General features: G+C 63.9%; 15 protein-coding genes. 9 read left to right on the forward strand and 6 right to left on the reverse strand.

The window, feature by feature from the left end; all coding sequences use genetic code 11:
• Positions 1 to 28: 28 nt before the first annotated feature.
• The gene (locus tag BKX93_RS15990) at positions 29 to 508 is read right to left on the reverse strand and encodes a TlpA family protein disulfide reductase (protein ID WP_082113790.1); all 480 of its coding nucleotides are present in this window, start codon (positions 506 to 508) and stop codon (positions 29 to 31) included.
• Positions 509 to 628: 120 nt separating this feature from the next.
• On the opposite strand from BKX93_RS15990, the gene BKX93_RS15995 reads away from it, so the two are divergent.
• From BKX93_RS15995 to BKX93_RS16015, 5 genes are all read left to right on the forward strand, one after another.
• On the forward strand, positions 629 to 1,573 hold the full coding sequence (locus BKX93_RS15995; RefSeq protein ID WP_046157922.1) for a carbohydrate kinase family protein: 945 nt from the start codon (positions 629 to 631) through the stop codon (positions 1,571 to 1,573).
• A gap of 256 nt (positions 1,574 to 1,829) precedes the next feature.
• Complete coding sequence (gshA, locus tag BKX93_RS16000; protein WP_046157924.1) at positions 1,830 to 3,116, forward strand: glutamate--cysteine ligase; 1,287 nt, start codon at positions 1,830 to 1,832, stop codon at positions 3,114 to 3,116.
• Positions 3,117 to 3,135: 19 nt separating this feature from the next.
• Positions 3,136 to 4,080, forward strand: a complete 945-nt coding sequence (gene gshB, locus BKX93_RS16005) for a glutathione synthase (RefSeq protein ID WP_070980582.1) — start codon at positions 3,136 to 3,138, stop codon at positions 4,078 to 4,080.
• Between the two features lie 76 nt (positions 4,081 to 4,156).
• Positions 4,157 to 4,537, forward strand: coding sequence for a diacylglycerol kinase (locus BKX93_RS16010; RefSeq protein WP_046157936.1), 381 nt, complete (start codon positions 4,157 to 4,159; stop codon positions 4,535 to 4,537).
• Between the two features lie 84 nt (positions 4,538 to 4,621).
• Positions 4,622 to 4,996 carry a DUF1622 domain-containing protein gene (locus tag BKX93_RS16015; protein WP_046167215.1) on the forward strand — a complete coding sequence of 125 codons (375 nt, stop codon included), beginning with the start codon at positions 4,622 to 4,624 and terminating at the stop codon, positions 4,994 to 4,996.
• A gap of 9 nt (positions 4,997 to 5,005) precedes the next feature.
• Here BKX93_RS16015 and BKX93_RS25780 read toward each other — a convergent pair whose 3' ends face one another.
• Positions 5,006 to 5,215, reverse strand: a complete 210-nt coding sequence (locus BKX93_RS25780) for a hypothetical protein (RefSeq protein ID WP_235429438.1) — start codon at positions 5,213 to 5,215, stop codon at positions 5,006 to 5,008.
• Between the two features lie 900 nt (positions 5,216 to 6,115).
• Here BKX93_RS25780 and BKX93_RS24805 point away from each other — a divergent pair.
• Positions 6,116 to 7,411 (forward strand): hypothetical protein, encoded by a 1,296-nt coding sequence (locus tag BKX93_RS24805; protein WP_144410292.1) that lies wholly within the window; start codon positions 6,116 to 6,118, stop codon positions 7,409 to 7,411.
• 114 nt (positions 7,412 to 7,525) lie between these two features.
• Here the strand turns inward: BKX93_RS24805 and topA are convergent, their stop codons facing one another.
• From topA to BKX93_RS16050, 4 genes are all read right to left on the reverse strand, one after another.
• On the reverse strand, positions 7,526 to 9,835 hold the full coding sequence (gene topA, locus BKX93_RS16035) for a type I DNA topoisomerase (protein ID WP_046157929.1): 2,310 nt from the start codon (positions 9,833 to 9,835) through the stop codon (positions 7,526 to 7,528).
• Positions 9,836 to 9,991: 156 nt separating this feature from the next.
• Positions 9,992 to 10,450, reverse strand: coding sequence for a Smg family protein (locus BKX93_RS16040; protein ID WP_046157930.1), 459 nt, complete (start codon positions 10,448 to 10,450; stop codon positions 9,992 to 9,994).
• 29 nt (positions 10,451 to 10,479) lie between these two features.
• On the reverse strand, positions 10,480 to 11,562 hold the full coding sequence (dprA, locus tag BKX93_RS16045; RefSeq protein ID WP_459542283.1) for a DNA-processing protein DprA: 1,083 nt from the start codon (positions 11,560 to 11,562) through the stop codon (positions 10,480 to 10,482).
• On the reverse strand, positions 11,559 to 12,593 hold the full coding sequence (locus BKX93_RS16050; RefSeq protein ID WP_070980585.1) for a LysM peptidoglycan-binding domain-containing protein: 1,035 nt from the start codon (positions 12,591 to 12,593) through the stop codon (positions 11,559 to 11,561). The genes dprA and BKX93_RS16050 overlap by 4 nt, the downstream gene beginning before the upstream one ends.
• A gap of 126 nt (positions 12,594 to 12,719) precedes the next feature.
• On the opposite strand from BKX93_RS16050, the gene def reads away from it, so the two are divergent.
• The 3 genes from def (at position 12,720) to htpX (ending at position 15,198) form a co-directional block, all read left to right on the forward strand.
• Positions 12,720 to 13,223 carry a peptide deformylase gene (def, locus tag BKX93_RS16055; protein ID WP_046167211.1) on the forward strand — a complete coding sequence of 168 codons (504 nt, stop codon included), beginning with the start codon at positions 12,720 to 12,722 and terminating at the stop codon, positions 13,221 to 13,223.
• A gap of 73 nt (positions 13,224 to 13,296) precedes the next feature.
• Entirely contained in the window at positions 13,297 to 14,220 is a 924-nt protein-coding gene (fmt, locus tag BKX93_RS16060; protein ID WP_070980587.1) for a methionyl-tRNA formyltransferase, read from the forward strand.
• Between the two features lie 123 nt (positions 14,221 to 14,343).
• On the forward strand, positions 14,344 to 15,198 hold the full coding sequence (htpX, locus tag BKX93_RS16065) for a zinc metalloprotease HtpX (protein WP_070980589.1): 855 nt from the start codon (positions 14,344 to 14,346) through the stop codon (positions 15,196 to 15,198).
• The last annotated feature ends 29 nt before the right edge of the window (positions 15,199 to 15,227 follow it).

Raw genomic sequence — 15,227 nt, forward strand, 5'->3', positions numbered from 1 at the left:
CATGAGGGAAGGGCCGCGGGAGAAGCGATTACAGGTAGGGTTTGACCGCCGCTTCCAGTTTCTTCTCGTCCAGCTTGCCGGTCAGCGTCGCCGCCACCTTGCCCTGGCGGTCCAGCACCAGCGTGTACGGCAGGCCGCCGGTCTTGTTGCCCAGGCCGCGCATCAGGTCCAGCGTGTCGTCGTTGCCCAGCAGGATCGGGTAGCCGATCTTCAGCTGCTTGACGAAGGGCTCCACCTGCTCCTTGCTGTCCAGCGCCACGCCCACCACCTCCACGCCCTTTGGCGACAGCTTCTTGCGCAGGCCGTTCAGCATCGGCATCTCTTCGCGGCAAGGGCCGCACCAGGTGGCCCAGAAGTTCAGCACCGTCACCTTGCCCTTGTAGGCGGACACGGCCACCGGCTTGGCGTTGAGGTCGGCGAAGCGGCTTTGCTCCAGCGAGGGCGCCGCGTGGGCGGCCAGCGGCAGCGCGGCCAGCAGCAGGGAGGCGAACAAGCGTTTGGTGTTCATCGGCTTTTCCTGTGATGTCATTGGAATTGTCTTGGATTTCCGCAACTTGCGGCTCTCCGGGGATGATCGAAAAATAAACTTTATGTTAAAATGTTCGATTGATTACTTTGCGGAGTGGGCATGTCTATCCTCGTCTGCGGGGCGCTCGCATACGATACCCTGTTCTCGTTCCATGGCCGATTCGACAGCCAGATCCTGCCGGATCAGCTGCACAAGATTTCGACCACCTTCCTCGCTCCGACGATGCGCCGCGAATTCGGCGGCATGGCCGGCAACATCGCCTACAGCTTGTGCCTGCTGGGCGAGACGCCGATCGTGATGGGCGTGGTGGGCGAAGACTTCGAGCCATATCGCCAGCACCTGAAGCGGGTGGGCGTGGACGACCGCTTCATCCGCCTGATCCGCAAGCAGTATACCCCGCAATGTTTCGGCATTGCCGACAAGGACGGCAACCAGCTGATGGCTTTCCATCCGGGCGCGATGGATTTCGCCACCGAGAACCACGTGTCCGACATCAAGGACCCGATCGAGCTGGCCATTCTGTCGCCCGGGGGCTACACCGCCTTCATCCAGCACTCGCGGGAACTGGCGGCGGCGGGCATCCCGTTCATCTTCGATCCGGGCCAGGAGCTGCCGCTGCTGTCGCGCGACGAGATCCACGAGATCGTCGAGCTGGCCAGCTACGTGGCGATCAACGACTACGAGAGCGAGCTGATGCGCGAGCGCGCCGGCCTGACCGTCGACGACCTGCGCAAGAAGGTGAAGGCGCTGATCGTCACCCGCGGCTCCAAGGGCGCCGAGATCTACGTCGACGACACCGTGCACCTGATCCCGCGCGTGCAGATGCCCATCAAGCCGGTGGATCCGATGGGCTGCGGCGACGCCTTCCGCGCCGGCCTGCTGTGGGGCATCAGCCGCGGGGTGGATTGGAAGATCACCGGCCGCCTGGCCAATGTGATCGGCGCGATCAAGGTCACCACGCCGGGCTGCCAGAATCACTTCTTCGACTGGGACTCTTTGAAGGACATCTACTTCGAAGCCTATGGCGAGGAATGGCCGCTGTAATCCGGCCTGGCCGTCATGCCTTGGAGGGCGCCGCGTTTCGCGGCGCCTTTTTGTTTGTCCGGCGGGCTATGATGAGAGTCCTGGCGAAGGGCGAGGAGATTCCTCCGGCGCGGGACTGTCTGCCGCCGCTCTGCGGCTGGGGCCGCGGCTGCCGGATTTTCGCCTGCCTGGCGGGCCGCATTGAGCGCCGGCACTTGAATATGACTGTCGCCACCCCCACCATTAGCGAATTCAACGTCCGTTCCAAGGGGATATCATGCCACCTGTTCCGCACCTGGCCACCGCTCTCACCGGTCCGCTTTACGAGCTGGAAAGCCGCATCCTGGCCGCCCAGCCGCAGATCGAGCACTGGTTCCGCAGCCAGTGGCATGCCCACGCCACGCCGTTCTACGGCTCGGTGGACCTGCGCAACAGCGGCTTCAAGCTGGCGCCGGTGGACATGAACCTGTTTCCCGGCGGCCACAACAATCTGAATCCGGAATTCCTGCCGCTGGCGGTGCAAGCTGCGCAGAGCGCGGTGGACAAGGTATGCCCGGAAGCGCGCAGCATCCTGCTGATTCCGGAAAACCACACCCGCAACACCTTCTATCTGCAGAACGTCGCCACGCTGGTGCACATCTTCGAGCAGGCCGGGCTGAAGGTGCGCCTGGGCTCGCTGAATCCCGAGATCACCGAGCCGACCGAGCTGGTCGCCGCCAACGGCGACAAGCTCACCCTGGAGCCGCTGGAGCGCCGCGGCAACCGCCTGGTGCTGGCCGACGGTTTCAACCCCTGCGTGGTGCTGCTCAACAATGACCTGTCCGGCGGCATCCCCGACCAGCTGAAGAACCTGGAGCAGACGCTGCTGCCGCCGCTGCATGCCGGCTGGGCGGTGCGCCGCAAGACCCACCACTTCGAGGCCTACAACCGGGTCAGCGACGAGTTCGCCCGGCTGATCTCGATCGACCCGTGGACCATCAACCCCTATTTCGCCAGCTGTGGCGGCCTGGACTTCCACGCCCGCGCCGGCGAGGAGCAACTGGCCGAGACCGTGTCGCAGATGCTGGACAAGATCCGCCGCAAATACCGCGAATACGGCATCGACAACGACCCCTTCGTCATCGTCAAGGCCGACGCCGGCACCTACGGCATGGGCGTGATGAGCGTGAAGAGTCCGGACGAGGTGATCGGCCTCAACCGCAAGGCGCGAAACAAGATGTCGGTGGTCAAGGAAGGCCTGGAAGTGTCCGAGGTGATCGTCCAGGAGGGCGTGTACACCTTCGAGACCGTCAACGAGGCGGTGGCCGAGCCGGTGGTCTACATGATGGACCGCTACGTGATCGGCGGCTTCTACCGCGTGCACACCGGCCGCGGCATCGACGAAAACCTGAACGCGCCGGGCATGCATTTCGTGCCGCTGTCGTTCGAGACGGCCTGCCTGCCGGACCGCAAGGGCCTGCCCGACTGCGCGCCCAACCGCTTCTACGCCTACGGCGTGATCTCGCGGCTGGCGCTGCTGGCGGCCTCGCTGGAGCTGGAAGCCACCGATCCGGACGCCGAATAACCCCCGCTGGAGCATAGACATGCGCATCCTGTTCATTGCCGACCCGCTGGAACATTTCAAGATTTACAAGGACACCACCTTCGCGATGATGGAGGAGGCGCACCGCCGCGGCCACGCGCTCAGCTTCGCCGAGGCGCGCCAGCTGTCGGTGGAGGGCGGCCGCCTGCAGGTGGACGCCTGCGACCTGGCCATCACAGAGGATCGCCAGAACTGGTACAAGCTGGGCCAGAAGCTGCGCCAGCCGCTGACCGCCTTCAGCGCGGTGGTGATGCGCAAGGACCCGCCGTTCGACATGGAATACCTGTACGCGTCCCAGCTGTTCTCGCTGGCCGAGGAGCAGGGGGTCAAGGTGTTCACCAGCGGCCAGGCGCTGCGGGACTTCAACGAGAAGCTGGCCATCCTGCACTTCCCGGAGCTGATCTCGCCGACGCTGATCACCGGCGAGGCCCATCGCCTGCGCGCCTTCGTCAACCAGCACCAGGACGTGATCCTGAAGCCGCTGGACAGCATGGGCGGCGACAGCATCTTCCGGGTCAAGCCGGACGATCCCAATCTGTCGGTGATCATCGAAACCATCACCTGGCGCGGCAAGCGCACGGTGATGGCGCAGCGCTACATCCCGGAGATCCGCGACGGCGACAAGCGCATCCTGGTGATAGACGGCGTGCCGGTCGACCACTGCCTGGCGCGCATTCCCGCGGCCGGCGAAACCCGCGGCAACCTGGCGGCCGGCGGCCGCGGCGAGGCCCGGCCCTTGAGCGCGCGCGACCGCGAGATCGCCGAGGCGGTGGGGCCGGAGCTGAAGAAGCGCGGCATCCTGCTGGCCGGCCTCGACGTGATCGGCAACTACCTGACCGAGGTCAACGTCACCAGCCCGACCTGCTTCCGCGAGATCATGGACCAGGCCGGCATCAACGTCGCCGGCCAGTACCTCGACGCGCTGGAGCGGCGCTGCCAGCACTGAGCGCTTTGCCGCGCGGCGCATCCGCGCTACCATGCCGGTCTTTTGAAAGCCGGCGCCGCCGGATTGTGGAGCGATGATGGGAAAACCGCAGGAGAGTCCGTTCAAGGGCAAGACCGGCATCACCCGGCTGGTCAATGCCTTAGGCTATTCGCTGGACGGTCTGAAGGCGGCGTTCCGCCATGAGGACGCGTTCCGCCAGTTGACCATTCTGGCGCTGATCCTGATCCCGGCCGCCTTCATCGTCCACACCACGCCGCTGGCCCGCGCGCTGCTGGTGGCCAGCAGCTTGGCCACGCTGATCATCGAGCTGCTCAATTCCGCGATCGAGGCGGCGGTCGACCACACCTCGCTGGAGCGCCATCCGTTGGCCAAGCGGGCCAAGGACATGGGCAGCGCCGCCCAGCTGCTGGGCCTGATCAATCTGGCCACGGTCTGGGGCATCGTGCTGTTCGGCTGAGGGAACCGAACGCGGTCGTCCGGTTCTGACAACAAGGCCCCGCCGCGGCGGGGCCTTTGTCTTGTCCGGAAACAGGAGTGCGATATGTGGATTTCCCCGCAACAGGCCGGCGTCGAAGAGCTGGTGCAGAACCTGGCGTTGTGGCTGAAGCTGGCGGTGGAGGCCTGCGGCGCGCTGGCGATCGCCGCCGGCGTGCTGCTGGTGGCGGGCCGCTGGCTGCGGCAGACCCTGGCCGGGCTGCCTAGCGACTACAACCGGCTGCGGCTGACCTTCGCGCGTTTCCTCGCCCTGGCGCTGGAGCTGCAGCTGGCGGCCGACATCCTGTCCACCGCGGTGGCGCCCAGCTGGGACCAGATCGGCAAGCTCGGCGCCATCGCCGTGCTGCGCACCGCGCTCAATTACTTCCTGGCGCGCGAGATCCGCGAAGCGGAGGCAGGCAGTCTGCCGGTCCGGACTTGAAACAAGCTCTCAGGGCTGCTGGCGGTACAGATAGTCTGGATAGGCTTGGATGCCAGCGGGCTCCTCAGCCACCTCGCCCTGTTCGCCCAGCAGCTGCCAGCGCGAGTCGCGCGCGACCAGGGTGCGGTACACCGGGCTGCCGGCTTGGTAGAACATCAGATCCTGGCCGCGGAAGGCGTCCAGCGGCAGCAACGGGCGTTCGGACGCCGGCACCAGCATCGCTCGGCGTCATGTCGGCGATCTGCTCGCGGTCGGCGGCGGACAGGCCTACGATGGCGATCGGAAAGGCAACTGGCAGGATCAGGTAGGCGTGGCCCGCGAAGCCAAGCAGGGTGAGGATGGCGGCGCCGGTGAGTGCTGACTTTCATGGTTTCTATCCATTGATCCAGATTCGGCGGCCTCCACGGTCTGCGCTGGCGGCGTGTCGCGGCAGCGATCCGCGGCGCCGCGACAGATTGGATTGAGGGAGGCGCACCATAGACCGCGATTATAGCGCTGGATGGATAGTTGTTTTCTATATAATCAATAATTTACCCATGCTGCCGGCTTGCCGCCTGCAACGGTGGTACTTGCCTGGGGGGGATGCCTACCTGCATCAGCGGCGGCTGTGGCCGGCTTCTTCTGAGCAGGGGGGCTCCCTCTGTCATGGACGCCATGGCACTTGGATGCGCCGCATCCGGCGGCCGTCGACAACATCAGGCTGCAGTGGCCAGCACCTGCAAGGCTGACATCCTTCTTCCGCATTAACATTTGTCAATCCGTAGAATCCTGGCTGTTCCAAAGGTGGCACTCCATATTGTGGTTCGCTATTTTTAAAACCCAATATCCTGAAAATTCTCAGCAAAGTCCTGTTATAAAGAGCAGGTTTCATCATTATTTTGACTGATCTTTTTGTCAGGCTTATTTGTTTCAAAATCCCTCAACCTTCTCCTGATGAATGCCGATATTTCATTCAGCTGCTATTCATACGTTTTGACATGCCGATTTGAATGTGTGAATGGTGGGCGTGCAGTGGGCCAAAACCAATATTATGGGGGGCACACAAAATAGGAGAAGGTGCTTGTGCGTGAAATAGACTTCTCCTAATTCCTGGCTTTTAATTATTTGGGAGTCTATGTCATGAATGATTTTTTGAAAGAATCAGCAATTGGCTTGAATGAGATCCAAAATGTGGATCAACTGTGGCAGGCCGTTATCAAGTGCCGATTGCATGATAATCCTCCAATTCCAATCAGCGATGTCTTGGCGATGGAGCAGATATACGATCAGATGTCTGCCAGTCTTACGGCTCAGGATATGGCGAATGTGTTTGCTGGGGTATATATCGATTCCTACTGGCAGGATGATGGCCAGCATCCTGAAGTGATGGCTAATCATCTGACCGAGGCCTTGGGTATTCGTTATGAAACATCCTTGAACTATGCCAGGAATGCCATGAGGCAGTGGAGAGGAATTTTATGCAGGAAAAACAAATATGATACAGGCACTCTACCTGAAGCGGTTTATACTGACTCCTTGGACATTGTTTGCAATCAAGATGTTCCATTGACGTCTCAGCAATTGATTAGTCAATGGGAATCCGAGTTTTATAAGATTCCTAAAGTTGGCAAGAATTATATTTATACCCGCTGTCAAAATAGGGCATTCAATGGCAAGATAAGCCATGCAAAAGTGCAAATGTTTTATGCTGATGGTGGATTTAATCAGCCGCCTTCCTCTTGGGTGCAATGCCGTACTGTGGATGGCGGGAAGCAGCAGGGCGAAGTTTTAAATGAACGTGGCGGACTTGCTCTTTTGAATATGGGAGATAAAGGGGCGTCGGAAGGCTTTATTCTCGATTTGAGAACCCCTCAGCATGTCTGCATAGTCTCTACGGTGTCTTATCCATTTTTCAGCAAAAATAATCCGCTGACTTATACGACGGGAAACTGGAATTCCGCGCAGTGGATTCAGTATAACGGCGCAATGGCGTGGAGGAATGTTGATCCGCAGCTCAAGAGCGAAGACGAGTCTCTGGTATTTCACAATCAGGACGCAACGCCTGAGCAATTCAGTTTTGTCTTGAAATGCCGTCGCGTGCCGCCTGGATCCAAGTTGCGGATGTATTCGGAAGATCCGGCGGCGGCCTTTGATAGCGGTCTGGTGAATGTGGTGAACAATTTCCAGGAGCTGCATGTCTCCACGATTGTACCGCCGCATTATGCTGGCCATCTCAAGCTGCATCTGGAGGGGCCGGATGGCAAGCTGCTGCCGAGCGATGCCGCAGTGGATATCAGCATGCTTTGGTGCGTGCCTCATTCGCATCCTCATTACCTGAAAGCCGTGACTTTGCTCGGCGCAGTCCATGCGGTGCCGGCATTGCAAAGCGTGCATATGCCCTTGGGGAACTTCACTCTGTTGGGCGCTGGGGAGTGAGCCTGCAGGCCAAGCCGGCCGAGTTGACCAGCCCGGTCGATTGACCGGAGACGAAAACAGCCCTGTCGGCAACGCCGGCAGGGCTGTTTGTTGATCGGTTCGGGAGCGCCGGGCTTACGCCTCTTCGGCGGGCGCCGCTTCCTTGCCTTCCGGTGGCGCGATCTGCTCGGCGTAGCCGCATTCCTTCTGCGGGCACACCTTCTCGGTGCCGCGGCGCTTGGTGGTCTTGATCGTCAGGATCGGCCAGTTGCACTTCGGGCACGGCTCGGCGATCGGCGGATTCCAGGTCGCGTATTTGCACTTCGGATAGGTGTTGCAGCTGTAGAACAGCTTGCCGTAGCGGCTCTTGCGCTCGATCAGCTGGCCGGTCTTGCATTCCGGGCAGGTGACGCCGGTTTCGCGCGGCTTCTCCAAAGGCTCGATGTGCTTGCACTTCGGATAGTTGGCGCAGCCGATGAACTTGCCGTAGCGGCCTTTCTTGATGTGCAGCTCGCCGCCGCAGTCCGGGCAGGAGCGGCCTTCGATCACCGTCGGCGCTTCGGCTTCCTCGGCCGCTTGCTCAGCTGTCTCGCCCATGTTGCGCGTGTAGTCGCATTCCGGGTAGCCGGTGCAGGCGATGAAGCGGCCGCGCTTGCCGAACTTGATCGACAGCGGCTTGCCGCATTTCGGGCAGTCCTCGTCCAGGCTCTCGGTGGTGACCTCGGCGCGCGAGATGCTTTCCTTCTCGTCGATCTGCTTCTTGAAGCCCTTCCAGAAGGTGTCCATCACCGGCACCCACTGGCGGCCGCCGTTGGCGATCTCGTCCAGTTGGTCTTCCAGCTTGGCGGTGAAGTTGTAGTCGACGTACTGGGCGAAGTGCTCGGTCAGGAACTTGTTGACGATGTCGCCGGTGTCGGTCGGCAGGAAGCGCTTCTTGTCCAGGATCACGTATTCGCGGTCCTTCAGCGTCGAGATGATGCTGGCGTAGGTGGACGGCCGGCCGATGCCGAACTCTTCCAGCGCCTTCACTAGGCTGGCCTCGGAGAAGCGCGGCGGCGGCTGGGTGAAGTGCTGCTCGCCGTACAGCTTGTCCACCGGCAGCTCTTCGCCTTCGGCCAGCTGCGGCAGCTTGGCGTTGTCTTCGTCCTCGGCGTCGTCGACGTCTTCCTCGTACACGGCGAGGAAGCCGGCGAAGGTCTGCACTTGGCCGCTGGCGCGGAACACGCCTTCGCCCACCAGGATGTCGACGCTGGTGGTGTCGAACTTGGCCGGCGCCATCTGGCAGGCCAGCGTCCGCTTCCAGATCATGTCGTACAGCTTGAACTGGTCGGTGGTCAGGAAGGGCTTGACCATTTCCGGGGTGCGCAGGATGGAGGTCGGGCGGATCGCCTCGTGCGCTTCCTGGGCGTTCTTGGCCTTGCTCTTGTAGGTCACCGGGTTCTTGGGCAGGAAGTCGGCGTCCCACTTCAGGCCGATATAGCCGCGGATCTCCTCCACCGCCTCGTTGGCCAGCGCCACCGAGTCGGTACGCATGTAGGTGATCAGGCCGACGGTGCCCTGGCCGATGTCCATGCCCTCGTACAGCTGCTGTGCGGTGCGCATCGCGCGGTCGGTGGTCATGCCCAGCTTGCGCACGGCCTCCTGCTGCAGCGTCGAGGTGGTGAACGGCGCGGCGGGGCTGCGCGATTTCTTTTTCTTCTCGATGGAGCCGACCGTGGCCGGCAGGCCCTGCAGCCGGGCCAGCACGGCGGCCTGCTCGGCCTCGTTCGGGATGTCGAACTGGTCGAGCTTCTTGCCGGCGAGCTGGGTCAGCTTGGCGGAGAACTTGGTGCGGCTCTTGTGGCTGTCGAGGTGGACCGACCAGTATTCCTGCTGCTCGAAGGCCTTGATCTCGTTCTCGCGCTCGCAGATCAGCCGCAGCGCCGGGCTCTGCACGCGGCCGGCGGACAGGCCGCGGCGGATCTTCTTCCACAACAGCGGCGACAGATTGAAGCCCACCAGGTAGTCCAGCGCGCGGCGCGCCTGCTGCGCGTCCACCAGGTCCTGCGCGATGTCGCGCGGGTTCTGGATCGCGTCCAGCACCGCGTTCTTGGTGATCTCGTGGAACACCACGCGCTGGGCGGTCTTGTCCTTCAGCAGCTTCTTGCTGTTTAGGATCTGTACCAGGTGCCAGGAAATGGCTTCGCCTTCGCGGTCCGGGTCAGTCGCCAGATAGACGTGGTCGGCTTCGCGCACCGCGCTGACGATGGCGTCGACGTGCTTGCTGTTGCGCGCGATCAGCTGGTACTTCATCGCGAAGTCTTTTTCCGGATCGACGGCGCCGTTTTTCGGCACCAGGTCGCGCACGTGGCCGTAGGAGGCCAGGACCTCGAAGTCCGGGCCCAGGTATTTTTTCAGCGTTTTCGCCTTCGATGGCGATTCAACGATCAGGAGGCTGGAGGGCATATTATCTTTTCAGCAAAATTCGAGGCCGGACGCGCCCGGCCGACACATCTTGTTATATCCGTCAAACAAAACAAGAGCGCAAGGGCGCTCTTGAATACTAAATGGGGTCACGATCGGTCGGCGGCATGTTAAGCCCGCTACACCGAGGCTGACAAGCTATTGCATGGTTGGTTCGCCATGCACCGCTTCCAGCAGCGCCTCGCCCAGCAAGATGGGCAGTTCCGCCTGTTGCGCCCACAACACCATCAGCACCAGCAGCTTGGCGGTATCGACGTCCAGATCCTCGGGGTCCAGCTCCAGCAGGCGGTCGATCACCATTTCGCGCTGGGCGGGGCTGAGCGCGCCGTTGTCTTCCAGAAACTGGATCAGGCCGCGCACGTCGGGCGGCAGGTGTTCCAGCTCGCTGTCGGCGTAGACGCGCAGGCTGCTGCCCTCGTCGGCGCCCAGATAGGGCTCGACGCTGGTTTCGCTGACGCTGTCCAGCCAGTCCAGCGCTTCGCCGATGTCGTCGTCGTCGAAGCCGACGGCGTTCAGCTGGCGGGTCAGGGCGCCGCGATCGCCGAAGGCGGCGGGATCGCTGTATTGCTCGAATAGATAGGTGAGTACGTCAAACATCGGTATTTTTCATGAAGAACGCTGGGCGCTCAGAGTTGTGCGAGCCGCTGGAAGCGGCCGCCCGGCAGGCTGGCCACGCGGCCGGCCAGTTCCAGTTCGAGCAGCATCGCGTAAACCTCCCCGGGAGTCAACCCGAGCGTCCCGGCCAGCGAGTCCGCCAGCACCGGTTCCCAACCCATGCTGAGCAGCAATGGCGGCGCTTCCGGCTCTGTTTCCCGCTCAGCGGCGGCGGGCGCGGCGGGCAGCCGGCCGATCTCGTCCAGCACGTCATCCACGGTTTCCACCAGCCGCGCGCCGTCCTTGATCAGCCGGTGGCAGCCGCGGGCCTGGGCGTTGTGGATGCTGCCCGGTATCGCCATCACGTCGCGGTTGCTCTCCATCGCCAGCCGCGCGCTGATCAGCGAGCCGGACGCGTTGCCGGCCTCCACCACCAGGCAGCCGAGGGCGAGGCCGGCGATGATGCGGTTGCGGCGCGGGAAGTGGCCGGCCAGCGGCCCCATGCCCAGCGGGAACTCGGACAGGATCAGGCCTTCCGCCGCGACGCGGTGCGCCAGCTGGCGGTTGGACGCTGGATAGACGCGGTCGATGCCGGTGCCGATCACCGCGATGGTGGACGCGGGGTGCGCCAGCGCGCCGTGGTGGGCGGCGGCGTCGATGCCGCTGGCCAGGCCGCTGACGATGGTGTAGCCGTGCGCGGCCAGCGCGGACGAGAAGTCCTCGGCGTTGCGTTTGCCCTGCGGCGTGGCGGCGCGGCTGCCGACTACGGCCAGCATCGGCCGCGCCAGCAGTTCGCGCCGGCCGCGGGCGAACAGCAGCGGCGGCGGCGACGCGGCTTCCGCCAACTGCGGCGGGTAGTCGTCGTCCTGCAGCGTGATCAGGTGGCAGCCGTCGCCCTCGGCCCAGGCGAGCGCGGCCCGGGCCGGCTCCGCGGCCGCGCCGGCCTGCAGCGCCTCGGCCGCCTCGCGGCCCACCAGCTTCTCGGTTTGGGCGGCGCGGGCGGCCGCCGCGTGTTCGGCCGAGCCGAACGCGTCGATCAGCTTGAGAAAGCCGACCGGCCCGATGCCGGGCGTCAGCGCCAGCGTCAGCCAGGCTTGCAGTTCAGTGGTCATCAGTCTTCCGGCGTGGCGACGCTGTCGCCGACGTAAAGGGCGCCCAGGCTATCGAGCACCAGCGCGTAGGACACCTTGTCGAACACGCGATAGACGAACAGCGAGCCGGCCTGCTCGGTCGGCAGCTGGGTTTCGCGCTTCTTGCCGGCGGCGTCGGCGATGGTGATGGGGTTGCCCTTCTTGTAGATGCCGAACACCAGGCCCGGCTCGATGTGGTTGCGCGCGCCCAGGTTCAGCGCCACCGTCGAGTACTGGGCGGCGCCGTCTAGACCCTGGTAGACGGCGATGATCTTGCCGCGCAGGTCTTCTTCCGGGCGGCGCGGAACGTAGTTGACGAAGGCGGCCTTGGGCGCGCGCACCAGGTGGTCGCCGACCAGCACTTCGCCTGCCACGCTGCGGACGGTCAGCGTCTGGATGTCGGGACGCAGCTTGTCTACCGCCAGATCGCCACCATATACGGCTTCGACCCCTAGCACTTCCTTGCTGTCGGGGTCCACCAGCTGCTTGCCCAGCCGGTATGCCTGCCAGGTGCCGTTCTCGGTCACGCCGCTGGCGTAGACGCGGTCGCTCTGGGTGATGGTGAGCCGCTCGTCCGGCCCCGCCACCAGCCTCGGCCCAGTGGCGAACTGGGCGGGATCGACCACCAGCGGCCGCGCGAGGAAGGGCTCGATCGCTTCGGCCGGAATGCTGGCGATCGCGCGGTCCTGCTCCTCGGGCCTGGCCTGGGGCGACAGCTTGACCTCGCGCTGGATGTCGGAAGCCAGGCTGAGCCTGGGTCGGCCGTTGACATAGTCGAGTACCAGCACATTGCCCGGGTAGATCCAGTGCGGGTTGCGAACCTGGTCGCGGTTCATCCGCCACAGTTCCGGCCAGCGCCAAGGGCTTTGCAGGTAATGGCCGGCGATGCTCCACAGCGTGTCGCCGCGCGTGACGGTGTAGCGCGAGGGGGCGTCGGGCTTGACGGTCAGATCGTCTGAAAAGGCGGGAAAGGCCAGCCCCATCAGCAGGGCAAGCGATATAATGCGTTTACGCATGCGAGGAATCCCAATTTTGATGCCGGCGCGCCAAGGCGCGGCGCCGGAGAGGAACGAAGCTGCGCCGAACCGCTCTATTATCGACGCGGGCGCGGCAATACGACAACTTGGAGTGAGTGGATAGCAATGGCGCTGTTGAACATTTTGCATTACCCGGACGAAAGACTGCACACGGTGGCCAAGCCGGTGGAGGTTTTCGACGCCGCGTTGCAGCAGCAGATAGACGATATGTTCGAGACCATGTACGAGGCCAAGGGCATCGGCCTGGCGGCCACGCAGGTCGATTACCATCGCCGCCTGGTGGTGATGGACATCTCGGAGGAGCGCGATGAGCGCCGGGTGTTCATCAACCCGGAGATCGTCTCCAAGGACGGCGAGACCGTCTATGAAGAAGGCTGCCTGTCGGTGCCCGGCATCTACGACAAGGTGACCCGCGCCGAACACGTCAAGGTGAAGGCGCTGGACCGCGACGGCAAACCGTTCGAGCTGGAGGCCGACGGCCTGCTGGCGATTTGCATCCAGCATGAGATCGACCACCTGAACGGCGTGGTGTTCGTCGAGCGGCTGTCGCAGATGAAGCAGACCCGCATCAAGACCAAGCTGAAAAAGCGCGAAAAGCAGAACATGTGATTTCCGGCCGGATGGCCAGGAGCAGGCGGCGCCGCGCGACGGCGCCGCTGTCGTTGTCGGGGAACTGATCAAGATGAAACTGATTTTTGCCGGTACGCCGGAATTCGCCGCCGCCGCGCTGCGCGCGCTGATAGGCGCCGGCCACGAGATCGCGCTGGTGCTGACCCAGCCCGACCGCCCGGCCGGCCGCGGCATGAAGCTGAAACCGAGTCCGGTCAAGGAAGTGGCGCTGGCGCATGGCCTGCGCGTCGAGCAGCCGGAAAAGCTGCGCGGCAACCTGGAAGCGCAGCAGATGATGCGCGACGTCGGCGCCGAGGTGATGGTGGTGGCCGCCTACGGCCTGATCCTGCCGCAGGACGTGCTGGAGATTCCGGCGCGAGGCTGCCTGAACATCCACGCGTCCTTGCTGCCGCGCTGGCGCGGCGCGGCGCCGATCCAGCGCGCCATCCTGGCCGGCGACGCGGAAACCGGCATCACCATCATGCAGATGGATGTCGGCCTCGACACCGGCGACATGCTGAGCATCCACCCGCTGGCGATCGCCGCCGACGAAACCGCCGCCACGCTGCACGACAAGCTGGCCGCCTGCGGCGCGCAGGCCATCGTCGAGACGCTGAGCCGCCTGGACGCGATCCAGCCGCAAAAGCAGCCGGAAGACGGCGTCACCTACGCGCAAAAGCTGTCCAAGGCCGAAGCCGAGGTCGACTGGACGCTGCCGGCCGAGGATGTCGCCCGCGCGATCCGCGCCTACAACCCGGCGCCGGGCGCCTTCACCGCGCTGAACGGCGAACCGCTGAAGCTGTGGCTGGCCAGCGCCGAGGCCGGTTCCGCCGAGCCGGGCGCGGTGGTGTCCGCCGACGTCGACGGCGTGCTGGTGGGGGCCGGGCAGGGCCTGGTGCGGCTGACGGTACTGCAGGCCGCCGGCGGCAAGCGGCTGGCGGCGCGCGATTTCGTCGCCGGCAAGAACCTGCCGGTGGGAACCCGCCTGGGCGTTTGACGCACTAAGAGTCTGTCCGCGGTCTTTTTCTCGTGGCGGCGGTTCCCCGTCGGCCGCGGGTCTGGAAAAAAGATCGCGCGCAGTCTCTAAAAATAGGCAAACCCGCAGTTGCGAGAGGAGAGCATGAACGATAACTGGCTGAAGACCACGCTGCTGATGGCCGCGATCATGGCCCTGTTCGTCCTGATCGGCGGCATGTTGGGCGGCAAGGGCGGCATGTTGCTGGCGCTGTTGTTCGGCGGCGGCATGAATCTGTTCGCCTGGTGGAATTCCGACCGCATGGTGCTGTCGATGTACAACGCGCAGGAAGTGGACGCCAACAGCGCGCCCGAATTCTACAGCATGGTGGCGGAGCTGGCGCAGCGCGCCGGCCTGCCGATGCCGCGCGTCTACGTGATCCATGAGGACCAGCCCAACGCCTTCGCCACCGGCCGCAATCCTGAGAACGCCGCGGTGGCCGCCACCAGCGGCATCATGCGCATGCTCGACTACCGCGAACTGCGCGGCGTGATGGCCCATGAGCTGGCCCACGTCAAGCACCGCGACACCCTGATCTCCACCATTTCGGCGACGATGGCGGGCGCGATCTCCGCGCTGGCCAACTTCGCGATGTTCTTCGGCGGCCGCGACGAGAACGGCCAGCCGGTCGGCCTGCTGCCGCGGCTGGCGGTGGCCTTCCTCGCGCCGGTGGCGGCCAGCCTGATCCAGATGGCGATCTCGCGCGCGCGCGAGTTCGAGGCCGACCGAGGCGGGGCGGAAATTTCCGGCGACCCGCTGGCTTTGGCTTCCGCTTTGCAGAAAATTGAATATTATGCCCGGGGCATTGCGATGCCGGCCGCCGAGGCGCACCCGGAGACCGCGCAGATGATGATCATCAATCCGCTGTCCGGCGGCGGTGTCGGCGATTTGTTCCGCACCCACCCGCATACCGCCGACCGTATTGAACGGCTGCACGCGCTGGCGCGCGGCGCCTGTTGACGCAAGCACTTGAACCGACCCGCGGCCAG

Origin of the sequence: Chromobacterium vaccinii (assembly GCF_001855275.1) — a bacterium.
Taxonomy (GTDB): domain Bacteria; phylum Pseudomonadota; class Gammaproteobacteria; order Burkholderiales; family Chromobacteriaceae; genus Chromobacterium; species Chromobacterium vaccinii.